Source organism: Streptomyces thermocarboxydovorans (assembly GCF_039524635.1).
Classification (GTDB): domain Bacteria; phylum Actinomycetota; class Actinomycetes; order Streptomycetales; family Streptomycetaceae; genus Streptomyces; species Streptomyces thermocarboxydovorans.
Map to the genome: position 1 here is coordinate 59573 of NZ_BAAAGU010000031.1, position 23909 is coordinate 83481.

The window sequence follows — 23909 nt, forward strand, 5'->3', positions numbered from 1 at the left end:
ACCCGTTCGGGCGGGGTGGACGCGTGGCCCGGCGCAGCTCCGTCGGGCGGGCGGTCACATGGCCCCCGAAGCACCGTCGGGCAGGGCGGTCATGTACTCCCGAAGCTCCCGTCCAGCGGAGCGGTCCCGTCCGTCCCGCACACCGTCAGGCCGGCACTCCCAGCTCGAACCACACGGTCTTCCCGGCGCCTCCGGGCCGGGCGCCCCAGCGGCGGGAGGCGGAGGCGACGAGCCGCAGTCCGCGCCCGCTCTCGTCCTCGGGCCGGGCGTCCTTTTCACGCGGCAGCTCCGGCAGCGGGTCGGAGACCTCCACCAGCAGGACGTCGTTGAGGCTGGTGGGGCGGACGAGGCGGACCTCGATGGGGCCGGTGGCGTGCCGCAGGGAGTTGGTGACCAGTTCGCTGACCAGCAGTGCGGCCAGGTCGCTCAGGCGGTCCAGATCCCAGCGGTGCAACTGGTCGCGGACCGCAGAACGAGCGGCACGCACGGCGCCGGGTTCCGCGGGGAAGGTCCAGGCGGCACAGTCGCCCTCGGTGTAGATCACGCGGATCACTTCCCAGGCGAACGAGACACCCCTGTCCGATTCAGCGGCGTCAACAGTCACCTACCCGATATCCGGGGCGTTTTACCGTCCGGGGCGCATCGCAGCGTGCGGGATGCGCGGGGGCTCACACCGGCTCCCTCCTCATGCACCGATGCGCCCAGGCGTGACCCGGCGCCCGAACCCGCAACAGCTCCGGCCGCTCAGGTGTCCTGCCGCGCCGGAGCGGCATGGGCGAGGGTGGCCTCGACGGCCGGGACGTCGTGGTCGAGCCAGTCGACGTGCCAGATTTCGGCGGGGGTGAGCCAGCGCAGCTCGTCGTGGTCCTGGAGCGGGCGCGGGGCGGCGGAGCCGGGGCACAGTGCGGCGGTCCACACCTGCATGACATACGGCGGTTCCAGCGGCCACTCCCCCGGCACCCGCTCACCGGCCTCGACGCTGATGCCGAGCTCCTCGCGCAACTCCCTTACGACGGCGGCCCGGGAGCTCTCTCCCGGCTCCACCTTGCCGCCGGGCAGCTCCCAGCGGCCGGCCAGTTCGGCCGGTGCGCTGCGGCGTGCGGCCAGCAGCCGCCCCTCGTGCCACAGGGCCGCGCCGACCACCACGATCCGCTCACTCATGCGCCGGAGCCTACGGGAGCGCGCTCACCGAATGCGTGTCAGCTCGCGGCGCTGCCGTTCTGGCCGATGCGTTCGACCCAGTAGAGCTGTTTATGACCTTTGCTGTCGAGGCTGTCCGCGATCTTCTGCGCCTCGGCGCGGGTCGCGTAACGGCCCACGCGGTAGCGATTGCCGTTGTCGTCCTGACGCACGACGAGCCAGGGCAGAGTGACTGTGCCGTCGTTCATCGCGCCCCTCCACTTCCCGCCCGCGGCCTGTGCCGCGCCCCGCCCGGTAAGGAAACCGCAGTCCGCATATGCCCGAGCCTACGCCTTACCTTTACGCAGCGAACACGCCTTTACACAAAGAGGTACGCAACCAGCCAGAACGCAGGGGGCGCACGGTGGTGAATGCGCCGTGCGCCGTGCTCGACGCGTCCGGTCAGAAGCACGTTGTTCCAGCCGTGCCGTCCCGGGACGACCTGCGAGAACGACCGGATCGCTACGGCCCGGGGGCGGGCCGGGACCCGGCCGACGCGCCGGTGCGCGGCCGCCTGCGGGGCGCGAGAGGGGCGCGCGGATGGCCGGGATTGGACGGGGCTACTTCACCGGCAGGTGATACGCCACCCGGTACCGGTCGGCGGGGATGACCACGTCCGCCGTCTCCACCGGCCGGCCCGAGGCGAAGTACGTCCGCTGGACGACCAGGACCACATGGCCGGGGACCCCGCCCAGCAGGGCCAGCTCCTCGGCGAGGCCGGGGCGCGCGCCGACCTCCTCGGTGACGTTGTCCACGATCACATCGATGGCGCGCATCCGCTCGACGACGCCCATGCCGCCGAGCGGGCCCTCCTCGGGCAGCATCACCGGCGTCCGCCCGGTCAGCGCGAGCGGCTCCCAGGAGGTGGAGAGCATCATCGGCTCCCCGCCCTCCCGGAACACGTACTTGGTGCGCATCACCCGGTCTCCGGGCTCGATGCCGAGCCGCTCGGCGACGGCACCGCGCGCCTCGGTCTGCTCGCTGCTGGACTCCCAGGTGCCGTGCACCGAGGCGTCGGCCTGCTCCTGCCGGAAGGGCGTGGCCCCGCGCTCGGGGCGGAAGCCGGAGCGCGCGATGCGCCGTGGCACGGGCCGCTCACGGACGTACGTCCCGGAGCCGGAGCGGCCCTCGACGAGACCCTCCGCCATGAGCACCTTGCGGGCCTCCAGCGCGACCGTGTCTGAGACGCCGTACTCCTCCCGGATCTTGGCCTGGGAGGGGAGGCGGGTGTGCGGGGGCAGCAAGCCGTCGACGATCTTCTTGCGGAGATCACCTGCGACACGCAGATACGCCGGCTGCTCACCGAATGTCACTGGCCGCTCCCATCAGGTTGTACAGACAGCAACAGCCTGGCAACCCAGGGTTCGCTCAGGCAAGCACGGGCCAGAGAATCACTCGAAGTGATGACACGCGCCGCTGAAACCCTTCACGCAGGCACTTTCTCCCCGCTACCGCGCCCGCCACACCCGCGCTTCGCCGCCTTCCGCCCGGCGCGCGGGCTCGCCGCCGGAGCCTGACGGGGACACGGCAACGCCCAAAGCCTCGCGGGCGGTGACCGGCTGCCCGCCGGGCATGGTCCCGCCCTCCCTCAGCGAACCGATGAGCCCGCTCCTGGCGTCCCGGTGGCCGAAGACGCAAACGATCCGGCGGTCGCCCAGGCGCCAGCCCTCCCGGGACGGCACGCCGTGGTACGGCGCCACATGGTCCGGGAGGTCCCAGCTCCCGCCGACGTAGGTGTACTGCAGGGAGGCGCACTTCTTCTCGGCGACGGCGGTGAGGCGGTCGTCCCCGGGGTAGGGGCCGCGGGGCTGGGAGAGGACGGCGAAGACCTCTCCGTCGTGGACCTGGGCGCAGGGCACCTTGGCCGGCTCGTCGGTCCACTCCCGAAGTCCGCCGGGCGAGTTGAAGCAGTCGCCCGGGCGCAGGTCGGTCATGCGCTCGGCGTGCCAGGCCTTCCTGGCCTCCGCCCAGACCGCGGACGCGGCACCGGTGACCAGCGCCACCGCCCACAGCACGAGCCCCGCCGAGGACAGCACCACGCCGGCGACGGCCATCCCCCGCCCCTTCTCGCCCCGCCGCCGGATCTGGCGCAGCGCGATCAGCCCCAGCAGCAGCCCGGCGCCCGGCAGGAGGCACAACAGGCCCAGCACCAGCGCGGCGACGGCCATCGCGTTGAGCGCGGCCGGGGGACGCGGGCCGGAAGGCCCGTAGAGCCCGTACGGCGCGAACCCCGGCACGCCTCCGTAGGGCACCTGTCCCGGCGGGTGGCCGCCCGGCTCGGGCCCGGGAGCCGGCGACGGGTCGGGAGGGCCCTGGGGCCCCGAGGACAGAGGTGTGGACACGGCGACCGTGCTCCTGTTCCGGCTGCGAGCGACGAGAGGACGCGTGGGGGGCGTTGGGAAGCGTTGGGGGGCGTTGGGGGGGGAGACCGGCGTGCGGCTCGCCGCATCGTATGCGCGGGACGACCGGGCTCGGCAGCGGGGTCGGATTCAGCCGTCCCCGGTCCGCTCGGCGGACGCGGGGAGACACGGCACGCGCGGGGACATGCCTCGTCCTCGCGGCGGGCGGGGTCGGTGCCCCGTGCCGGTCCGCGAGGACGAGGGTGGTGGTGCGGGTGTGCGTCAGGGACTTGATGCCAGGTCAGTCAGAACTCAGAACTGCAGACCCCAGCAGAACTCAGAACTGCAGACCCCAGCTGTTGAGGCGGCCGGTGTCCCACCAGGCGTTGTCGCTGACGCGCAGCTTCCAGGTGCCGTTCGCCGTCTCCGAGGAGGCGTCGACGGTGTAGGTGGTGTTGATGTTGTCCGAGCTGCCGCCGGTGCCGTAGTCCTTCAGCGTGTAGGCGGTCCCGTCGGGGGCGACCAGCTGGATGCGCAGGTCACCGATGTAGGTGTGGGTGATGTTCACGTCCACGGCCAGGTCGGACGGGGCGTTGCCGGAAATGCCGGAGACGGTCACCGGGGACTCGACGGTGGACAGGTCGGAGATGGTCGCGCCCTCGGTGTTCTCGAAGCGGTCGCCGTCCGGGGGCGGGGTGGTGCCGCCGTCGCCGACGTACAGCAGGCGGTTGGGCGAGCCGCTGCCCGGGTTGCCGACGACGCCGGTGGTGGCGGCGGAGGTCAGCGCGGTGGAGACCTGCGAGGGGCTGGCCGAGGGGTTGTCCGCCAGGTACAGGGCGGCCGCTCCGGCGACGTGCGGGCTCGCCATGGAGGTGCCGGAGATGGTGTTGGTGGCCGTGTCGCTGGTGCGCCAGGCGGAGGTGATGGAGGAGCCGGGCGCGAACAGGTCCAGCACCGAGCCGTAGTTGGAGTAGCCGGCGCGGGCGTCGCTGGAGGTGGTGGCGCCGACCGTGATGGCCTCGGTGACCCGGGCAGGCGACTTGGTGGAGGCGTCGGTGGACTCGTTGCCGGCCGCGACGACGAAGGTGACGCCGGAGGCGATGGCGTTGCGGACGGCCGTGTCCAGGGCGCTGTCGGCACCGCCGCCGAGGGACATGTTGGCGACGGCCGGCTTGACGGCGTTGCGGGCCACCCAGTCGATGCCGGCGACGACCTGGGCGGTGGTGCCGGAGCCGGAGTTGTTCAGCACCCGGACGGCGACGATCTTCGCCTTCTTGGCGACGCCGTAGGAGCTGCCCGCGACGGTGCCGGCGACATGGGTGCCGTGGCCGTGGCCGTCCTGGGCGACGTTGTCGTTGTCGACGGCGTCGTAGCCGTTGGAGGCGCGGCCGCCGAAGTCGTTGTGCGAGATGCGGACGCCGGTGTCGATGACGTACGCGGTGACGCCCTCACCGGCCTTGTCCGGGTAGGCGTAGGAGCTGTTGAGCGGCAGGTTCCGCTGGTCGACGCGGTCCAGGCCCCAGGAGGGCGGGTTGGGCTGGGTGCCGGTGACGTGGAAGGTGCGGTTCTGGATCACCGAGGCGACGGCGGGGTCGGCGGCGAGACGTTTCGCCTCGCTCTCGGAGGCCTCGATCTCGTAGCCGTTGAGGGCCTTGGTGTAGGTCCGTTCGATGTCGGCGCCGTACCTCTTGGCGAGCGCGCGGCCCTCGGCGGAGCCGGCCTTGGCGCCCTTGAGGGTGATGATGTAGCTGCCGGGGACGGCGTTGGCGGCGTCGCCGTACTGGATGGTGCCCTCGGCGGCCGAGGCGGGGAGAGCGGAGACCAGGCTCGCGGTGAGCGCCGCGGTGGCCAGCGCTCCGATCGCGGCCATTCTTCGCCGGGTGCTGCGGACATGACGCATGAGGGGTCCCTCCTCAGTCGGTGGTGCCTGTGGGGTGGTGCACGCCGAGCCGGCCGCCCCGTTCGCGCCATGCGGCCGATTTCAGTCATGGCCATGACAACGTGGGGGCGGCGTGTGTGCGTCAGCCGAAAGATTGAGGGTTCCACAGGAATTCCACAAGGGCCCTGCGCGAAAGAAACAGAACCGCCAAGCAGCCGTCATATTCCGTCATGTACGAACCGTCGGACGTACCGTCAGGTACGGGCGCTCTCCGCGGTGCTGCCCGCAAGCCGCAGCTGCTCCTCCTCCACGATCCGGCGGGCGATCGCGGCGTCGGAGACGTCCACGGCGTCCGGGCTGGCCTCGGCCGTGTCGCTGCGCCGGGCGTAGGCGTCGAACAGGCGGCTCTTGTTCTCCAGGATGTGCAGCAGCCGTTCGTCCACGCTGTCCGTCGCCAGCAGCCGGTGCACCTGCACCGGACGGGTCTGCCCCATGCGGTGGGCGCGGGCCACGGCCTGATGCTCCAGCGTGGGCTTGACCTGCGGCTCGCACAGCACGACCACGGAGGCCGCCTGGAGGTTGAGCCCGACACCGCCGGCCTCGATCTGCGAGAGCAGCACCGCGGGCCCGTCGGTGCCGGTGAAATCGTCGACGATCTGCTGGCGTCCGGCGGCGGACACCGACCCGGAGATCGGGCCGAGCACGACGGGCCGCGCCCCGGCGCCGCCGTCCGCGCCGTCGGCTCCGCCCACACCGCCCGCGCCGTCGGCGGAGCCGCCTGCGTCCCCTTCCGTCAACGCCCGCCGAACGACGGCGAGTACGTCCCGGAAGTACGAGAACACCACCACCTTGAGCCCGTTCTCGGCGGCCTCGTCCACCAGTTCCCGCAGCCGCTGCAGCTTCGCCGACTTCTCCGGGTCGGCGTAGGCGGCCCGGCGCATCGCCATGAAGTTCCCCTCGGCGACCGCCGCGCGGTAGGCGTCCTCGTCGGCCGCGCTGAACTCCTCCCACTCGTCGACCTGGAGCAGCGCGGGCAGCTCGGTGAGCACGTCCTGCTGGTTGCGGCGCAGATAGGCGGGCGCGACCGAGGCCCGGAAGGCCTGCGGCCCGGCGACCGCGTCGCTGCGCCGCACCGAGGGGACCAGGTCGGGCCGCACGTGCCGCAGCAGCGCCCGGAACTCCTCGACCCGGTTCTCCATCGGGGTGCCGGTCAGGAACAGCACCCGCTCGCAGTGACCGGACCACACCGCCACCGAGCGGGCACGGCGGGTCTCCGGGTTCTTGACGTAGTGCGCCTCGTCGACGACCAGCAGGGCCGGCCTCGTCCCGCCGCCGTCCTCGGGGGCGGGCAGGGTGCGCAGCATGTCGAAGGTGGTGACGGCGACACCGCCCCGCTCGCACCACTCGGCGTACGCGTCCTGCCGCTGCGGGCCGTGCAGGGCGAGCGCGCGCAGGGTGCTGCGGGAGCGGATCTCGCGGGTCCAGTTGATCAGCACGCCGGCCGGGCACACCACCAGGAAGTGGCTGTGCCCCTCGGCCGCCAGATGGGCGAGGACCGCGATGGCCTGCACGGTCTTGCCGAGCCCCATCTCGTCGCCGAGGATCACCCGGCGCTGGGCCAGCGCGAAACGGGCGCCGAAGGACTGGTAGCCGCGCAGCGAGACCCGGCGGTGGGTGTCGTCGAGCGGCTGGGCGTGCACCCGCTCGACCACTTCCGAGGGCAGGAAGCCCTCGCTCGCCGCGACATCGGTGCGGTGCTCGGAGACCTCGGCGAGCTGGCTGTAGTACTCGGCGGAGCGCAGCTCGAAGCCGACCCAGGCCTCGATCTCGTCGGCGGGCGGGCGCAGCAGGTCGGTGGTCGCCTGGGCGAGCAGCAGCGGCACGTCACGGCGCCGGGCGTCGGCCACCATCTCCTGCAGCTCGGCGACCGCGGCGAGCGCGTGTTCGCGCCGCTTGCGCCCCGTGAACAGCATCCGCAGCCGCCCGGAGGCGGGCCGGGCGGCCGGCAGCAGCTCGCCCAGCCGCTTCTCGAGCCGCTCGGCGGCGTCCAGGGCGCGGCGCAGCTCGGGCCCCGCCTCCACCAGGCGGTGCAGCGCGGCGACCAGGGCGGTGGTGCGCGGCTCGGGGTGGTCCACGTCGATGCGGACGGAGACGGTCTCGCCGACCGCGCGGGCGATCTGGCGGGCGGCGGCCAGCGCACGGTCGGCGGTCTGCTCCCCCACTCCGGGCAGCTGCCGCAGCTCGTACCGGCCGGCCTCGTACACCGCACGCACGGTCGTCAGCCCCGCCGCCTCGAGCGCGCCGAGCCGCAGCCGCCCCTCGGTGGCGTCCCTGAGCCGGGCGACGGGGATGAGCTCCAGCTCCTCGGCGACCAGCTCCTCCTTGAGCGGGGCCAGCGCGGAACGCACGGCGTCCAGGGCGCGCTCGTGCTCCTCCCGCAGCGCACGGGCCGCCTCGTGCAGCGGCCCGGCCTGCGCGCACACCTCCCGCGCCGCCCGCCCGGCCTGCACCCCGTCACTCGCCATCACACCCCCACCCCGCCGGGACCCTTGCTCGCTTTGCTCGACTCGCTCGACTCGCTCGACTTGCTCGACGAGGGGTCATCCTGGCACGCGCCACCGACAGCGCGGACGAGTACGGCCGCTCCGGTCTCGCAGGCCCGGCCCGGGGTTTCTCACGGCCGTCCCTCCGGACGACTCCGGCCCCGCTCGGCCGCCCCGTAGCATGTTCGAACCCACGGCCATCGGCGGATCACTTGTTCTTCACGGGGGCGTAACAATTGAAAACGACACGAACCCGGATATGCACGCCGCGCGTGCTGCTGTGGACCACGGCAGGCGCGGCAGCCCTCGCGTTCCTCGTCGCGCTCGAATTCGCCGCCCGCCGATACGGCCAGGCCGGACCGCTGACCCATCAGGTGCGGGAGCTGTTCCTCCCGCCCAAGTCGGGCCCCCGTCTCTACGCCGGGCTCGCCCTGACCATGGTGGTGCTCACCTGGCGGCAGCGGCTGATCGCGGTCGGCGCCGCGGTCGCCATCGACCTCGTGTTCGTCCTGGTGCGCTGGAAGATCGGCGCCGGCATGAACTTCGGCAACGGCGCGCTGTGGGTGATCGTGGGCTGCGCGGTCGTCGCCCTCACCCGCAGGACCGGCGCCGAACGCGTGCTGCTGCTCAAGGGCGTGGGGCTGGGGCTGCTGCTGATGGCCGGGCAGAAGGCCGGGGACGCCTGGCTGCTCATCACCTCCAAGACCCGTCCCACCGTGCTGGACGAGTACGTCCTCGTCGCCGACCACTCCCTCGGCGACCCCTCCTGGCTGGCCGGCCGGCTGGTCGAGCTCACCGACCCGGTGAGCACCCACCTCCTGCATCTCATCTACGGCCAGCTCCCGCTGGCCGGTGCCCTCGTCGCGCTGTACCAGCTGCGCAACGTGGCGGTGGAGCGCCGTTTCCCGCGCCACCACCTGATACGCACCTTCCTGGTGATCGGCCTGATCGGCCCGGCCATCTACATGATGTTCCCGGTCGTCGGACCCGTGTACGCCTTCGGCGCCGACGGCGGCGTCTGGGCCGCGGCCCACCTGTGGCCCGACACGCTCCCGTCGGTGGAGCTCCCCCGGCCGATGCCGTTCGACGAGATCACCCCGCGCAACTGCATGCCCAGCCTGCACACGGCCTGGGCCGTCGCCCTCTTCATCCACACCCGCGCCGGCTCCCGCTGGATGCGCTTCGCCGGCACCTTCTGGCTGATCGGCACCCTGAGCGCGACGCTCGGCTTCGGCTACCACTACGGCGCCGACCTCGTCGCCGGAGTCGTCTTCGTCCTCACCATCGACGCCGGGATGCGCGCGAGCGCCCGCGGCTGGACCCGATCCGACACCCTCCTGGTCGCCCACGGCACGGCCGTCTTCACCGCGCTCGTGCTCTCCTACCGCTGGCTGCCGGTCCCCATGTCCGAGCACCCGTGGATCTCCGGCCCCCTGATGATCCTGGCGATGCTCTCCGTGATCTACGGCTACCTGCGGCTCACGGCGTCCGAGAAGCCGGAGGCCACCCCGCCCGTGCCACCCGGCCCGCACCCGAACGAGGCGCGACCCGAACTCGTATGAGGGCGAGAGAAGGGGGGCGCATGCCGTAGATCCTCAGACGTGGAAGCGGAATGTGCACCACAACGCTGTGACCTGCGAAGACACGTTTCCCGGGGGTCCCAGTCAGCACAGAACCAGCACGGGAAGCACAAGGTCAGCACTACGCCACCTCCTCGTACTCTTCGGGCGCCTGCGGCGCATCGCTCGCCACGGGCACGGGCCGCATGGCGTCCTGCATGACCTCGCGGCAACGATGCCAGGCCCCGGGGACGAGATGCCCGTAGATGTCGACCGTGGTCTTGATCGACTTGTGGCCGAGCCAGCGCGAGACCTCGTGGATCGGGATGCCGTTCGCCAGGGCCGTCGAGGCGAAGAAGTGCCTCAGCGCGTGCGGGGTGTACTTGGGCTTGCCGTTCGCGCCCACCAGTCCGGCGCCCTTGCACGCCTTCTTGAAGTGGTAGCCGTATGTTGTGGCCGTGGGCATGATGCCCTTCCCACGCTCGCGGGGCGCGAAGAAGACGTCGAGCTGCCGGTCCCTGCCGGCCTTGTCCTTGAAGATCACCGGGATCGGCTCCCACCGCTCCAGGTGGGCCTTCTCTCCGAGGGGAGCGCCGGCCTCCTGCACCGCTGGTTGGCACAGCGGCTCCGCGACCGCTGGCTGACCGAGGCCAAGCACCGCGCCGCGCATGTCTCGTACGAGGCCGCACGGCACCGCGCGGAGAGGAGCGGCCTGTGACGGCGTACGACCGGCGCCTCGTCGAGCTCCTCCTGCCAGCGGTGTGGGACGCCGACGCGGCGTACGGCATCCGCAGCCCCACGGCCCCGGACGCGGACATGCCGAAGGGGACCGTCGATCCGAGGGCCGCGAGCACCCTGTTCGCCCACCTCGCCGACATACGGCAAGGGTGGGCGGCGGCTCCTCTCACTCTCGGCGAACGCCAGGCCCTAATCCTTCGGTACGGCGTGGATCTGCCGGACAACGAAGCCGGGGCCCTTCAGGGCATTACGGGACGAGCTGTCCGCTACCGATGCGAGCGCGGGGTCGGAAAGATCGCGGCTCACCTGAACGGACATGAATAGGTTGATGGTTACGACGGAGACAACTCGCCCAGCAACTGACGCAAGTCCTCCGCGAGGACGGCACACCGAAAGCCGGTGTCATCGTCAAGCATCTCCGTAGAGGCGTCGTTGAAGGCAGCGGGAGTCACCCGGGAGAACGGGCTCGTCCAAGCGCCGGCCTTGAGTTCGTACCGGCCCGGCTCGGAGAGCGTCGAAGTCCACTCCCACGCGTTACCGCACATGTCATACACCCCGTAGGGACTGACTCCGCTGTGGTATCGCGTCACCGGGGTAGTCGAGCCGATACCGCTTTCACGGGTGTTGCATTTGGCCGGAGTCTGCTGGCTGCCCCAGGGGTAGATGTCGCCTCTGGGGCCCCGGGCTGCCTTCTCCCACTGCTGCGAGCTCGGCAGTTCCTTGCCCGCCCAGACTGCGTACGCTGCGGCGTCATGCCACGTGACGAAAACCACGGGGTGATCGCGAATGCTTTCCGGGCACCGTCCCTTGGGCCAGTGCTGCGGAGGCGCGTGTCCTGTCGCCGCCACGAACCGCTCGTAGTCCGAGTTCGTCACGGGATAGACGTCGATGTAGAAGGCGGGGAGCCAGACAGGGTTGTTTCCGGCCCCCGACAAGTACACGCCCGCGTCGACGAGAGCCATCTTCTTGCCGTCATGTGGGTGTCGGACCTGATGTTGCCTGGGGAGGGCCGAGCCTTCCTCTGCCCTCTGACCGGGTAACACCGAGCCCAACGAGCTCGTGAGTTTCACGAACCTTGCGTGGACCTCCGGCGAGGATGATGCCAGAGCTGTGTCCAGGGCCGCTTGATTCACAGGGCGGATCTTGATCGTCTCGCCGCGGGCCTCCCACTTGGAGACCATGCGATCACTCACTCCGAGCTTCGCGGCGAACGCCTCGATGCTCATCCGCTGTGCCTCACGCAGCGCCCGGACCTCCAGTCCGGTCCACCTCTCAACTGTGGCCACCCGAGACTCCTTTGAGCGAATCAACGGGAGTCCAGCGTAGTCAGGTGATCGTTACGGCGCGTCGTTACAGCGGATCTGCCGGCACCTCCATGTACGCCTTGCGAAGAGTGTCAATGATTGGGTGGTCGTCGGTCAGGGCGATGTCGTCGACTCCGCTGACGGCACGGACTCCGATCGCCGCGTTGGTCGCGAAGACAGCCTGCATGCCCGCGACATCCGCGAGCCGGACCGGCATCTCCTCGTGGGCATGAGCGTCCTTGAGGAGCTGCATCGTCACGCCTCCGAGGATGCCCGCCTCCGGCCAGATCACGCGCTCCCCGTCGAAGAAGCCGATGTTCCAGGTACCGCCCTCCGAGACGAGCGATCGCTCGTCGACGAACAACGCGTCGTCGAACCCGTTGAGCTGGGCGGCCCGTCGGTGCAGGAGCTGCCCGAAGAGGCCGACACTCTTCACACTCGGCAGGTCGCGGACGTACTCCCTGCTCTGCACCCGCATCGGCGCCAACGGGAGGTTGGCCGCCGGCCTCGTCGTGACAAATACCTGCGGGTCCGCCTTGGCGGCAGGGTGGCCCATGTCGAAATTCGGGTCGAAGACCGTCACCCGCACGACGCACGCGCCTTCAGTCGGGGCTACGCGCCGCGCCAGGTCGCGCACGCGCTCAGGGTCCAGTTCGGCGCCGAAGAGAGCCTGGCAGTCCCTTACAAGCCGGTCCAGGTGGAGCGACAGCCCACGGACACGGCCGTCCTCAACGCGCATGGACGTGAAGTGTCCGTACCCGGTGAGGGCCAGGGTCTTGAGCTGGTCCACGCTGACTGGTTCGCCATTCAATTCAGCCATGCCGACAGCATGGCACCGCCGTAGCGGGAGCCGACGGCAAAGGTCCTGGTAAGCGACCTAAGTTCAGGGAAAGTTCGGTGCCAGGGCAGTGGGAAGACGTTCCGATCCCCTCGCTCGCCGGGCGAATCTTGTTCTGCCGCCGCGGACCGCTGGTACCGCGCCGAGCAGCAACTTTCTCCCCGCCTGGCTCACCGAAGCCTGTGCTGGGCCACCCTGCCGACCCTGAGACGGGAGTTCGCCATGCCCCGAACGAGCATGACCTTCGGCAAGAGCCTCTTGGTGATCGACACCGGCACCCCGGAGCACGACGGGACGACCATCGTCGAGCGCAAGGGGCTCGGGCATCCCGACACCCTTGCCGATCACCTGGCCGAGCGGCTGTCCCGGGCGTACAGCCGCTACACCGTGCAGCACTTCGGTGCCGTACTGCACCACAACTTCGACAAGCTCGCTCTCCTGGGCGGGGCGAGCGAGGTGCGCTACGGCGGCGGCAAGATGACAGCGCCGGTCCGGGTTCTGGTCAACGGGCGGGCCGCCCCCGCCTGCGGCGGCGAGCGCATCCCCGTCCTGGAGATCGTCGAGGCGGAGGTACGGGAGTTCTTCGCCGAGCGCCTTCCGGAGGTCTGCGATCACCTGGACATCTCGTTCAACATCACGAGCAATTCGAGCCCCGGCGCCGTGCTGACCGGCGACGCGGTCCCGGACCGGACTCGCTGGTTCAACCCGAGGTCCATCGACGACCTCCGGGAGCGCCGGGTGCGGTTCTCGAACGACACCTCGCTCGGTACGGGCTGGGCGCCGGAGAACCCCTTCGAGTCGTTCGTGCGCGAGCTGGTGGACCACCTCTCCGGGCCGAGCGACTTCAGGCGAGCACACGTGTGGTGCGGCTCGGACGTGAAGCTCATGGGCTACTGGGACGGCGAGAGCGCGGACATCGTGTTGTGCGTACCGCAGAAGTCGCGGCACGTCGGCAGCCGGGCGGAGTACATCCGCAATACCGAGAGCATCCTCGCCGAGTGCCACCGGCTCGTCGGCATCCGCCTTCCCGGTGCCGAGGCCCGCTTCCGGCTCAACGCGCGCGACATCCCGGAGAAGGATGAGCTGTACCTGACGTACACCGGCAGCTCGATCGAGTCGGGTGACGAAGGGGTCGTGGGCCGCGGCAACCGCGTCAATGGGCTGATCACCCCTCTGCGCCCGATGAACCTGGAGGGCGCCAACGGCAAGAACCCCGTCTACCACGTCGGCAAGCTCTACAACATCGCCGCGCAGCGTCTCGCGCACCGCCTGCACGAGGCGACCGGCGGGCACGCCGAGGTCCACCTCGTCAGCACCACGGGACAGCGGCTCGACCAGCCGTGGCGCATTCTTGTCCGCCTGTCCTCGCGGGACGTGGAGATCGACAAGGTGCAAGCCCTCGTCGTCGAGGCCCTCGACGGGTTCCCGGCCCTGACGGACGAGCTTGTCTCGGACGGGATTGTGCTCAGCTGATGACCACGCAGACGCTCGGAGATGTGCCGCCTGGTTGTCGGCGGCGCCTTCTCGACCACTACGGCTCAACGGCGGCGGCGTGGCTGCGGGCCGCGCCGCACCTTCTGGCCGAGGCGGCGGAGCGCTGGAAGCTCACGCTGCGGAGCTACCACGACGCGGGGCACGCCTCCGTCGTAGCCCTGGCAACCGCCCTCGACGGGACTCCGCTGATCCTCAAGGCGTGGTACGAGCCGCTCCGCTACCGCCAGGAGATCACCGCTCTTCAGACGTGGGCCGGCGGTCCGATCGCTGATGCCATCGAGGCCGCCGACGACCTGTCGGTGGCGGCACTGGAACTGATCGGCGGCCGTCCCGGCGGCGGCGCCCCTCTCTCGCGAGAGACGCAGATGGTGGCCGCCGCCATCCAAGGGCTTCACGGTCTCGGCCAGCGGGGGACGCTGCCGGATCTCCCGAGCCTGGCGCACTTCCGTCGGGAGGTGGTCGTGCCCCGTATCCGCCAACGAGTACGGCGGCTCAACCTGGGCTCCTTGGAGCCGCTCGTGGAGGAGGCGTGCGAGGAACTCCCCGGCCTGCGGGAAGACCCGGCCCGTACGACGGTGCTCCACGCCGACCTGTACCGGGAGAACGTCCTGTTCGACGGAGGAGGGCACCCGCGCCTGATCGACCCGCACCCCTTGGTGGGAGACGCGGTGTTCGACTGGGCCTTCTGGACGGTCTACTACGACCTTGAACGAGAAAGTGGCCGACCGGCTGACCGCCGCCTCTCGGATCTCCCGTATCCCCGTTCCGGAGATCACGCCGTGGTGCAGGGCCCTCGCGGTCGACGGCCTCCTCTACTACACAGAGATCAACGACCCCGCGAAGCCGAAGATCGCGAGGGTGCTCTCCACGCTGCTGGCCTCCAGCCCGGGGAGCGATCGGTGACGACGTACATCCTCCGGCACGGGCAAACGGACTACAGCAAGCGGTACCTCGTCAACGGAGACCCCACTCGCCCCATCCGACTCAGTGAAGAGGGCGTGCGCTCGTGCGGACGAGCGTGGGCTGTGCTTCCCCTTCACAGCGTGCGCACGTGGCTGGCGAGCGAGTTCCCGCGAGCGCGGCAGACGGCTGCCCTGCTGATGGGGGTGCCGAAGGCGGAGCTCGTGGTGATCGGTCAGCTCAACGAGCTGGACTACGGGGAGTTCGAAGGCCGCCCGTTCCTGGAGTACGCCGCCTGGCTCGATCACCACGGCGGGGAGCGGCGCCCGCCGGGCGCCCGGGAGTCCCAGCGGGAAGGCATCCGGCGGATGCTCGCCGGAGTACGCGCGGCCCTGGAGCATCCGGGGCCACGCGTACTCGTCTGCCACGGCTTGCTGGTGTCGGTTCTGCTCTGGCACCGGGATCGTTCCCCGGGCGACGCCATGCCGCTGTTCTTCCCAGAGGCCCCGTGCGCCGAGCCGCTTGCCGTCACCGATGAGGCACTGCATGGATGGCTCAAGGCCCTGCTGACTGATCTTGACGGGGAGGGAGCCAGCGATGGAGATGGGCGCGGTGGCGCCGCGATATTGCGGGCCGAAGGGGGTTCGGCAGTTGCTACCGTCGACCGTGTAGACCACTCGCCGGAGGAGGACTCCCCTCATGCATGATGCCCGCGCCCTGATCGACATGGGTGCCGAAGCGGTACGTCGCCTCGCTCGCCGCGGATACTCGCTGGACCTGTCCGTGCTGGAGAGTCTCCAGTCCCGGCGCAACCAGAACATCCGCTCGGCGGACGAGCTGCGGGCAGAGTCCAAGCGAGTGGCCAGTGAGGTCCAGCAGACGGCGAAGCAGGGCGGGGACATCGCCAAGCTGAAGGAGCGCGCCCGGGAGATCAAGGACCAGATCCGCGAGATCGAGGCCGACCAGGAGAGGGTGCAGGAGGAGCTCCGCAGCCTCCTGCTCAGCATCCCGAACATCCCCGACGACAGGGCTCCCGACGGCGACTCCGAGGAGTTCGCGGTCGAGGTCCGCCGTGTGGGCACCCCGCCAGCCTTCTCCTTCGAGCCGAAAGACCACGTCGATCTTGGCGAGGCCACTGGCATCTTCGACTTCGCCCGAGCGACGAAGCTGTCGGGCCCCCGCTTCGCGGTATCGCGAGGGGCGGGTGCGGCCCTTGAGCGTGCCCTCGCGGCGCTCTTCCTCGACCTGCACACCCGCCGTCACGGCTACGTCGAACACGCGGTGCCGTTCCTCGTCACCCGGAAGACCATGACCGGCACGGGCCAGCTCCCGAAGTTCGAGGAAGACCTGTTCAAGACCGGCACCGCGGATCGAGAGTTGTTCCTGATCCCGACGGCTGAGGTCCCCCTCACCAACCTCTACGCCGACGAGATCATCCCGCCCTCGGAACTTCCGGTCGCCCTCACGGCCCACACGCCGTGCTTCCGCTCGGAGGCCGGCTCGTACGGCCGCGACACCCGGGGGCTCATCCGCCAGCACCAGTTCGGCAAGGTGGAGATGGTCCGGATCTGCGCCCCGGAGGACGCCGACGCCGAGCTGGAGAAGATGATCGGCCACGCCGAGGCGTGCCTGAAGGAGCTGGGGCTCGCATACCGCGTGGTCACCCTCGCAGCAGGTGACACGGGTTTCGCCGCCCAGCTCACCTACGACCTGGAGGTCTGGTTCCCGAGCCAGAACACCTACCGCGAGATCTCCTCGGTCTCCAACTTCGGCACCTTCCAGGCCCGCCGCGCGAACATCCGCACCCGCGGCACGGACGGAAAGCCCAAGCTGGTCGCCACGCTCAACGGCTCGGGCCTTCCGATCGGCCGCACCCTCGCCGCTCTGCTCGAACAGTGCCAGCAACAGGACGGCTCGATCGTCCTGCCCGAATCACTCGTCCCGTACCTCGGCTTCCGCCGGATCTCGGCGGACGGAACACCGGAGGCATAGTGCTTGTCGGCGTCTGCGACTTTCCTGGCAGCTACGCATTCCCCCCTGCCGGATACGGCGGGATCGAACGATGGCTCTGGGCGGTCGCAGTAGGCGCCCGAGCCGCAGGCGCCGACGTACGCCTCCTGGGCCCGGGATGGCTCCCGGAACTGGAAGCCGAATGGGTCCGCAAGCCGGTCCGCCTCGAAGACATCACGCCCGGCTCGCTGGCCGAGCGTGAGCTCAAAGCCGCCGGCTACGACCTCCTGATCGTCGGCCACGAGTACCCGTCATTGCCCGCCTGGGTCCGCACCTGGACCCAACTCGACTGCGACGTAGCCACGTTCCAGCATTCCCCGGTCTTCCAACACGCCGAATCCGCGTTCGACGGCAAGCGATCCCGCCTGTACTGCTACTCGCCCGAGATGATCGAGCGCTACGCCGCCCACCAGCCCGTTCAGGAACTTGCTGTCCACCTCGGCCTCCACGAGGAGGAACCGCCGGCCACCAAGGGACGAGACCTCGTGTGGCTCGGCCGTATCGACGAGGAGAAGGCTCCCCACCTCGCGGTGCGAGCCGCTCAGATACTCGGCCGTCGCATCCGCGTCGTCGGCCCCGTCTTCAGCGAGGACTACGTACGGAGCCACGAAAAGCTCTTCTCCGCAGACCACGTGGAGTGGGTCGGGGAACTCGGCGGCCCGGCGAAGACAGCCGCCATCCGCGAGGCATCCCTGTTCGTCTACACCTACGACCGCACCTACGTGGAAGCGGGCGCCGCCGTCTTCGGCGAATCGCTCCGAGCGGGAACGCCCATGGCCGCACTGACCTGGCGGGACGGAACCTGCGCCCAAGCCGCGCTCTGTGACCGCACGGGCGCCACGACGGTCGTCCCGCCCGACGCTGACGACGAGACGGCATCGCAGGCCCTCGCCGAGGCGATCGAGCGCGCCTCCGCACTGGATCACGCTCAGGTCCAAGCCATAGGCCAGCATCGCTTCGACCCGACGCGGCACTTCGAGGCGATGGCGGCACGCTGATGCTGACCGGGGGGCCCACGCATCAGGTATCAACCGCCCTTCGCCAAGTCCTCGGATCAGCCTGGGAGTTCACGTTCGAGGGCACGGATCTTGAGATCCGCCACCGTCGCCGAGGGTCACCGTACGCGCCGCCTCGCCGGCCGCCTTCGTGGGCCGAGCTCCTGGCCACCTTGGAAGACGCCTTCGCGGCCCGCGGCGTTCCTCGCGACGCGTGCATCCCGCTTCGCTGGGGAAGGGAAACCGAGCTGGCCATCTCGGCGGTCCAAGCCCTCGACCCCCTCCTCAAAGACGGCCGTCCCGTGACCTACCGCAGTGGATTCATTCCGCAACCGGTGGTCCGCTTCACCGGGGAGCGAGACGCCACGGGAGAGCTCCTCGACGGCTACCTGACCTCCTTCGTCAACGTCTCGCGCGTCCAGCCGATACAGAGCATCGACGAGTACGCCGCCGTCCTCGACGACTGGCTCTACGTCCTCTCACGACTCGGCTTCCATGCCCGGCATCTCAGCCTCTACGGTCAGCTGAAGGTCTGGCACCGCCGCCAGGTGGCCGGCGTGACCCTCATGTTCCGCCACCTGGACCTCACGCTCGGCGACATCGTGCTCCTCTGGAACAGAGAGAACCCTCAACGCATGGCCGTCGACCTGGGCACGGGCCTTGAACGCTTAGCTTGGGCCCGGACGCTGCGGAGCTGGAAGGAACTGATCTTCGGCTCTCTTGCCGGAGCCGCCCCCGCTCCCACCTTAGACGCGCTTCGCACGGCGACGCTCCTCCTGGGCAACGGCATCACGCCGGCCGCACGCGGCGCGGGCGGGGTGACCCGTCGGGTCCTGGGCGCGATGACCCCAGGGGCTGTAGGTCTCGGAGCGAGCGCCGTGGTTCGAGCATCGCACCAGTACTGGACGACGATCACTCCGCTTCCCGTCCCGTGGCCCGCCGTAACTACCGCCATCGAGCAGGAAGTTGCCCGTCGGGCCGCCACCTGCGGATGATCTTGGCTGGTGTCAAGACGAACCGCCCACGAATCACCTGCAAAGGACGTCAGAACGAGCGCGCCTCTTCCTCCTCGTCGTCCTCCGGCTCCTCGTCCTTACTGTTGGCGGGTTTGGAAGCTGGCTGGTGCGCCACGACCTCGGAGCCTCGGTAGTAACGCCACGCGCTCGGGTAGTCCACCCGCTTGTCGTCGTACATGATCACGTAGCCCATGAGGGCGCTGATCTGCCAGGTATCCGGCAATTGCGCCGCGACGAGGCGGAAGACCTCGTCCGCCGTCATGTCGACTGACGGCACGAACACGGAGATCTCATCGAACTGAGGACTCTCCTGGAAGCGGAAATTGTAAGGAAGACCATCCTTTATCGACTGAAGCAGGTCTGACAGCCTCTGCTCCCCGCGAGTCAGGTTCTCAGCCCTGCGGTCCAGGTCAATCGGGAATAGCATGTCAAAGTGGTTGGCTTTCAAGACTGTTCGGTCACGATTGCGCCCGGGGTCCTTGTTGCCGAACCCGTTAGCGTTCCAGGGGATATGACCGTCCGCCTTATACTTCTTAATGAGCAGCTTTTCGGGAGCGACCGCAGTGAAATCCTCGGCGACATAGAGGCACTTGAAAGTGATCTCATTGAGGGAGATGTTCCGGCGACCAGAGATCTTCCGAAGATGGTTGCCAAGCCGAGCAGGAAGAGGCTTATCGGCCTTCCCTACATACACGAGCTTGTCGCCGCGATAGAGCTGGTACACGCCGGACTTGCTGGCCAGCCGCTCGGCTTCCGCCTGCTCGTCCAGCAGATCGAGGTTGTGCCGAGTGAGTGGAGCACGTGTCAGCTTTCCAAGCGCTTCCGCCAGTTGATCCCCGAGAGCTTGCGTGATGCTGAGGCGGAACTGACTGCTGAACCGGCTGGCCATGCGAGTGAAACCCTCCCGAACGCGTGATCGCCGTCAGCCTATCCGGTGATCCGGTGGGTCGTGAGAAGAAAGTTACTGAAGTCGACACAATGATCAACAACTCCGCGGTACGCTTCTCCCATGTCTGAGCTGCGAGAAGCCCGCCGAGAGGTGGGGACCTGTGTCGAGTTGTTCGCCGGCGGTGGGGGGCTAGCGATGGCCGTGCACTCGGCGGGCTTCCGTCCACTGCTGGTCAACGAGTTCGCCAAGCGGGCGTGCGAGACCCTACGGAGCAACCCGGCGGAGCCCGCCAACGGCGACAGGCCCGCCCGCCCCTGGCCGCTCATCGAGGGAGACGTCCGGGAGATCGACTTCACCAAAGAGGTGAAGGAGCCCGTCGATGTCATCGCCGGAGGTCCACCGTGCCAGCCGTTCAGCCTGGGCGGCGTACACAGGGGCGACGAGGACGAACGCAACATGTTCCCTCAGATGTTCCGCGCCATCCGTGAACTGAAGCCCAAAGCGGTCATCTGCGAGAACGTCCGCGGCCTTCTACGCCCTTCGTTCGCCCCGTACTTCGAGTACATCAAGCGTGAACTGACACTCCCCTTCCTCACGCGAGACGGGGCGACATGGGAGGAACACGACGAGGCTCTAGCGAAGGCCATCGCCAACGATGACACCGATCCGTCCGAGCGCTATGTGGTGACTCACATGCCCGTCAACGCGGCTGACTACGGTGTCCCACAGATTCGCCATCGGGTGATTATCGTTGCCTTCCGCGCGGACCTCGGAATCGACTGGGAGAAGTATCGCCCCAAGCCGGAGTACTCGGAAGAGGCCCTGATTCATTCAATGCGGGATGGCGGGCCGTACTGGGACAGGCATACGGAGGTAGACGACGACGTGAAGAAGCGCGTCATCGAGAACCTGCCCGATCTCGACCTTGAGAACGAGAAAGTTAAGGAAAAGCTGAAGCTGAAGCCCTGGCGTACACTCAGGGACGCCATCGCGGGGATCGACGAGAACGAGGGTAAGCCACTTCCTCCCATTCCGGTGGAGGCGCTTAAGCCGAAGCGGCAGGTTGGCGATATTCCGGATCACTTCGGGTGGCCAGGGGCGCGAATGTACCCAGGTCACACTCCTAATCTCCTGGATCGCCCGGCGAAAACTGTGAAGGCTGGTGTTCACGGTGTCCCCGGTGGGGAGTCCGTGATGCGATTGGACGACCCCGAATACGATGGAACCGGCTACCGGTATATGACGGTGCGCGAGACCGCGCGGGTCATGACGTTCCCTGACCGCTGGGTCCTTGAGGGGCCACGCGGCGAGAAGATGCGCCAGCTCGGCAACGCCGTCCCTGTCAAGCTCGGAGCAGCCTTCGCGAGGGCGGTGGCGGCTGCGCTAGCGGACGCGGAGAAGAGGCAGTGACAGAGACCGCGAGTGATCAGCGGCGGCACTGGAAGGAGCGCGTCCCCGCCGATACGGCCTGGAAGCCGAAAGCCGGCATGAGCAAACACGCTCGCGCGGCTGAGCAGGATCGGGCCGCCGGCGGCTCCCATATGCGCGCCGTCAGCTTGGGTGAGGGGCGATACGCGCGCGCCTCCATCGCCCTACGCCTGTACCGCAAGCAACGCCGTATCCGTGCCTACCTGCGGTGGTCACAAGCGGGGGAAACGCGCGAGCGGTACGTAGGCGAGGTGGATGCCTCGACTCGTGCCGCCAACCTTAAAACAGCCTGGGAAATGGCCCGTGCCGCCGGGTACGTCACTACCGAAGAGGTTCCATCCAGTTCCTGGGCGTCGTCTCTCGCGTCCCGGGCGGTGATGCAGGCCAACAAGGGAAGAGACACGAAACCGGAACGCCTTCTTCGGTCAGCACTTCACCGTAAGGGACTTCGCTATCGGGTTTCCACACGGCCGATACCGGAGTTGCGCAGAACGGCCGACATCGTATTCCCGAAAGCCCGCGTAGCTGTGTTTGTCGATGGATGTTTCTGGCATGGCTGTCCGGAGCACTATCGCCCTGCCTCAAAGCGTGCGGAATTCTGGAAAGACAAGATCGCGGGAAACCAAGCCCGAGACGCGGAAACGACAGCCACGCTCGAAGAGCATGGCTGGAAGGTCGTACGTCTCTGGGAACACGAAGACGCGTCGCAGGCTGCAGAGAGAGTAAGTCAGGTCGTGAGGGAACGGCTGGAAGGTATGGGAACAGGTAGCGCGGGCAGCCGACTGAAGGGGTTGCCTGAATGAGGCGTGAGCAAAGCCGCAGTTCCGGACTTTGCCGCCTTTTCCACCCATTTTCCGCCTCGCCGACCAGGGCGAGACGGCGATCCCTTAGTCGAGTCTCCCCTGTTCGATCAGCTCCCGCACCGCATCCTCATGGCGGCGGAGCACGATCCGACCGTCCCCCGTGCTGTACGCGACCACAGGCGTCCCCGGAGAGACGCCCGCTTGCGCGAGGAGCCCCAGCGGAAGGGTTACCTGCCCGGTCTCGCTGATGGTCACTTCTTCTGGCTCACGCAACATGCGTGGAGTCTCCCACGCGGCACCGACAGCGAGGGCGGGGAGTGCGGGCCGCCTGCCTCGGCGCCCGACATAAGGGGCCGGGTCAGCACCAAACCAGCACGGGAGGGATGCAGAGGGGTGATGAGCGGTGCCGACAGGTCAGCACCAAGTCAGCACGGGCACAAGAAGGGGGCCTAACCTCGAAGAGGTAGACCCCCTCTGACCTGCATGTTTGCTAGATCAGGAATGCTGTGCTATGAAACCCGCTACACATTGAAGCGGAACTCCACCACGTCGCCGTCCTGCATCACATAGTCCTTGCCCTCCATGCGGGCCTTGCCGCGGGCGCGGGCCTCGGCGACGGAGCCGGCCTCGACGAGGTCGTCGAAGGAGATGACCTCCGCCTTGATGAAGCCCTTCTGGAAGTCGGTGTGGATGACTCCGGCGGCCTCCGGCGCGGTCGCGCCCTTCTTGATGGTCCAGGCGCGGGTCTCCTTGGGGCCGGCGGTGAGGTAGGTCTGCAGGCCGAGGGTCTGGAAGCCGACGCGGGCGAGGGTGGCGAGGCCGGGCTCGTCCTGGCCGACGGACTGGAGCAGCTCCAGGGCCTCCTCCTCGTCCAGCTCGGCGAGGTCCGCCTCCAGCTTGGCGTTGAGGAAGATCGCCTCGGCGGGGGCGACCAGCGCGCGCTGCTCGTTCTTGAAGTCCTCGTCGACCAGCTCGTCCTCGTCGACGTTGAAGACGTAGAGGAACGGCTTGGTGGTGAGCAGGTGCAGGTCGTGCAGGAGCTCGGCGCGCTCGCTGCCCTGGACGATGCCCTGCGAGAAGAGGGTGTCGCCCTTCTCCAGGATCTCCTTGGCCTCCTCGACCGCCTTGGCCTTGGGCGCCACGTCCTTCTTGATCCGCGACTCCTTCTGCAGGCGCGGCAGGACCTTCTCGATGGTCTGCAGGTCGGCCAGGATCAGCTCGGTGTTGATCGTCTCGATGTCGTCCTTCGGCGAGACCTTGCCGTCCACGTGCACGACGTTCTCGTCCTTGAAGGCACGGATGACCTGGCAGATCGCGTCGGACTCACGGATGTTCGCCAGGAACTTGTTGCCCAGGCCCTCGCCCTCGGAGGCGCCGCGCACGATGCCCGCGATGTCCACGAAGTCGACCGTCGCCGGGAGGATCCGCTGCGAGCCGAAGATCTCCGCCAGCTTCTGCAGCCGGGGGTCGGGGACGCCGACCACGCCGACGTTCGGCTCGATCGTGGCGAACGGGTAGTTGGCCGCCAGCACGTCGTTCTTGGTCAGGGCGTTGAACAGGGTCGACTTGCCGACATTCGGCAGACCGACGATTCCGATCGTGAGCGACACGTTGCGACTTCCCGTACGTGAGGATGAGGACTGGATCAGGATTGGTCAGGATGGGGGCTGCTCGGCCTGGCCGACTGGTCCGCGCGGGCCGATCCACCAGTCTACGGCGTGGCCGCGCCCACCCCGGCGGCGTATCGGACGCCTGGTCGTGCCGCCGCCCCGGCGTGTCTGTCGGGCTATTCGGCACATAAACCGACCTAAGTTGGTCCAGTGGAGCAACCGAGGACGCGATCCGCGCAGCACCCGCCGCGACGGGACGGACCGCCGGCCAGGCCTTCCGGGGCGGGCAGAGCCGCCCGGCAGGCCAGGGCGGCACCGTCGCCGGCCCGCGCGCCGGGGCAGGCGGCCAGGAAGCCCGCGCCGCTGCCTCCGCAGGCGGGCCGGG

At 68.9% G+C, this 23909-nt stretch carries 21 protein-coding genes and 1 pseudogene; 9 read left to right on the forward strand and 13 right to left on the reverse strand.

The annotated features are described in order from the left end of the window. Positions 1-145: 145 nt before the first annotated feature. The 7 genes and pseudogenes from ABD198_RS16185 to ABD198_RS16215 form a co-directional block, all read right to left on the reverse strand. Complete coding sequence (locus ABD198_RS16185; RefSeq protein WP_344001723.1) at positions 146-553, reverse strand: ATP-binding protein; 408 nt, start codon at positions 551-553, stop codon at positions 146-148. Between the two features lie 191 nt (positions 554-744). Then, the gene (locus ABD198_RS16190) at positions 745-1161 is read right to left on the reverse strand and encodes a (deoxy)nucleoside triphosphate pyrophosphohydrolase (protein ID WP_344001725.1); all 417 of its coding nucleotides are present in this window, start codon (positions 1159-1161) and stop codon (positions 745-747) included. Between the two features lie 38 nt (positions 1162-1199). After that, positions 1200-1421: pseudogene (locus ABD198_RS16195) on the reverse strand (SPOR domain-containing protein); the annotation flags it as partial. Between the two features lie 318 nt (positions 1422-1739). Then, on the reverse strand, positions 1740-2492 hold the full coding sequence (locus tag ABD198_RS16200) for a GntR family transcriptional regulator (protein ID WP_167994246.1): 753 nt from the start codon (positions 2490-2492) through the stop codon (positions 1740-1742). 135 nt (positions 2493-2627) lie between these two features. Further along, positions 2628-3521: a DUF4190 domain-containing protein gene (locus ABD198_RS16205; protein WP_344001728.1), complete on the reverse strand. Its 894-nt coding sequence runs from the start codon at positions 3519-3521 to the stop codon at positions 2628-2630. A 334-nt stretch (positions 3522-3855) separates the two neighbouring features. Next, positions 3856-5388 carry a S8 family peptidase gene (locus ABD198_RS16210; protein ID WP_344001730.1) on the reverse strand — a complete coding sequence of 511 codons (1533 nt, stop codon included), beginning with the start codon at positions 5386-5388 and terminating at the stop codon, positions 3856-3858. 263 nt (positions 5389-5651) lie between these two features. Continuing rightward, complete coding sequence (locus tag ABD198_RS16215; RefSeq protein ID WP_344001732.1) at positions 5652-7922, reverse strand: DEAD/DEAH box helicase; 2271 nt, start codon at positions 7920-7922, stop codon at positions 5652-5654. A gap of 293 nt (positions 7923-8215) precedes the next feature. Here ABD198_RS16215 and ABD198_RS16220 point away from each other — a divergent pair, with 293 nt between their 5' ends. Further along, the gene (locus tag ABD198_RS16220) at positions 8216-9502 is read left to right on the forward strand and encodes a phosphatase PAP2 family protein (RefSeq protein ID WP_344001761.1); all 1287 of its coding nucleotides are present in this window, start codon (positions 8216-8218) and stop codon (positions 9500-9502) included. Positions 9503-9641: 139 nt separating this feature from the next. Here ABD198_RS16220 and ABD198_RS16225 read toward each other — a convergent pair whose 3' ends face one another. Further along, on the reverse strand, positions 9642-10106 hold the full coding sequence (locus ABD198_RS16225; protein ID WP_309141385.1) for a tyrosine-type recombinase/integrase: 465 nt from the start codon (positions 10104-10106) through the stop codon (positions 9642-9644). Positions 10107-10213: 107 nt separating this feature from the next. Here ABD198_RS16225 and ABD198_RS16230 point away from each other — a divergent pair, with 107 nt between their 5' ends. Further along, the gene (locus tag ABD198_RS16230; RefSeq protein WP_167994257.1) at positions 10214-10561 is read left to right on the forward strand and encodes a hypothetical protein; all 348 of its coding nucleotides are present in this window, start codon (positions 10214-10216) and stop codon (positions 10559-10561) included. Positions 10562-10569: 8 nt separating this feature from the next. Here the strand turns inward: ABD198_RS16230 and ABD198_RS16235 are convergent, their stop codons facing one another. Both ABD198_RS16235 and ABD198_RS16240 read right to left on the reverse strand, forming a co-directional pair. Next, positions 10570-11523 carry an SUMF1/EgtB/PvdO family nonheme iron enzyme gene (locus ABD198_RS16235; RefSeq protein WP_344001737.1) on the reverse strand — a complete coding sequence of 318 codons (954 nt, stop codon included), beginning with the start codon at positions 11521-11523 and terminating at the stop codon, positions 10570-10572. Positions 11524-11587: 64 nt separating this feature from the next. Beyond that, positions 11588-12361, reverse strand: coding sequence for an aminotransferase class IV family protein (locus tag ABD198_RS16240; protein ID WP_344001739.1), 774 nt, complete (start codon positions 12359-12361; stop codon positions 11588-11590). Positions 12362-12601: 240 nt separating this feature from the next. Between ABD198_RS16240 and ABD198_RS16245 the strand changes: the two genes are divergently transcribed. The 5 genes from ABD198_RS16245 to ABD198_RS16265 all read left to right on the forward strand — a co-directional run bounded on the left by ABD198_RS16245 (position 12602) and on the right by ABD198_RS16265 (position 18773). Further along, positions 12602-13852 carry a methionine adenosyltransferase gene (locus tag ABD198_RS16245; RefSeq protein ID WP_167994273.1) on the forward strand — a complete coding sequence of 417 codons (1251 nt, stop codon included), beginning with the start codon at positions 12602-12604 and terminating at the stop codon, positions 13850-13852. Beyond that, positions 13852-15480: a histidine phosphatase family protein gene (locus ABD198_RS16250; protein ID WP_344001742.1), complete on the forward strand. Its 1629-nt coding sequence runs from the start codon at positions 13852-13854 to the stop codon at positions 15478-15480. Before ABD198_RS16245 ends, ABD198_RS16250 begins: the two co-directional genes overlap by 1 nt. Next, the gene (serS, locus tag ABD198_RS16255; RefSeq protein ID WP_344001744.1) at positions 15473-16765 is read left to right on the forward strand and encodes a serine--tRNA ligase; all 1293 of its coding nucleotides are present in this window, start codon (positions 15473-15475) and stop codon (positions 16763-16765) included. The genes ABD198_RS16250 and serS overlap by 8 nt, the downstream gene beginning before the upstream one ends. Then, positions 16765-17781, forward strand: a complete 1017-nt coding sequence (locus tag ABD198_RS16260) for a glycosyltransferase (protein WP_344001746.1) — start codon at positions 16765-16767, stop codon at positions 17779-17781. The genes serS and ABD198_RS16260 overlap by 1 nt, the downstream gene beginning before the upstream one ends. Before the next feature lie 170 nt (positions 17782-17951). Continuing rightward, entirely contained in the window at positions 17952-18773 is an 822-nt protein-coding gene (locus ABD198_RS16265) for a hypothetical protein (protein WP_240967573.1), read from the forward strand. Positions 18774-18822: 49 nt separating this feature from the next. On the opposite strand, the gene ABD198_RS16270 is transcribed toward ABD198_RS16265, so the two are convergent. Next, positions 18823-19683 carry a GIY-YIG nuclease family protein gene (locus ABD198_RS16270; protein ID WP_167994281.1) on the reverse strand — a complete coding sequence of 287 codons (861 nt, stop codon included), beginning with the start codon at positions 19681-19683 and terminating at the stop codon, positions 18823-18825. Between the two features lie 120 nt (positions 19684-19803). Here ABD198_RS16270 and ABD198_RS16275 point away from each other — a divergent pair, with 120 nt between their 5' ends. Both ABD198_RS16275 and ABD198_RS16280 read left to right on the forward strand, forming a co-directional pair. Further along, positions 19804-21093, forward strand: a complete 1290-nt coding sequence (locus tag ABD198_RS16275; RefSeq protein WP_344001751.1) for a DNA cytosine methyltransferase — start codon at positions 19804-19806, stop codon at positions 21091-21093. Beyond that, positions 21090-21914: a very short patch repair endonuclease gene (locus tag ABD198_RS16280; RefSeq protein WP_309141387.1), complete on the forward strand. Its 825-nt coding sequence runs from the start codon at positions 21090-21092 to the stop codon at positions 21912-21914. The genes ABD198_RS16275 and ABD198_RS16280 overlap by 4 nt, the downstream gene beginning before the upstream one ends. Positions 21915-21998: 84 nt before the next feature. On the opposite strand, the gene ABD198_RS30720 is transcribed toward ABD198_RS16280, so the two are convergent. Together ABD198_RS30720 and ychF are read right to left on the reverse strand one after the other, a co-directional pair. Further along, positions 21999-22190 carry an AbrB/MazE/SpoVT family DNA-binding domain-containing protein gene (locus ABD198_RS30720; RefSeq protein ID WP_167994285.1) on the reverse strand — a complete coding sequence of 64 codons (192 nt, stop codon included), beginning with the start codon at positions 22188-22190 and terminating at the stop codon, positions 21999-22001. A gap of 245 nt (positions 22191-22435) precedes the next feature. Further along, complete coding sequence (gene ychF / locus ABD198_RS16285) at positions 22436-23524, reverse strand: redox-regulated ATPase YchF (protein ID WP_344001754.1); 1089 nt, start codon at positions 23522-23524, stop codon at positions 22436-22438. Positions 23525-23909 lie beyond the last annotated feature (385 nt).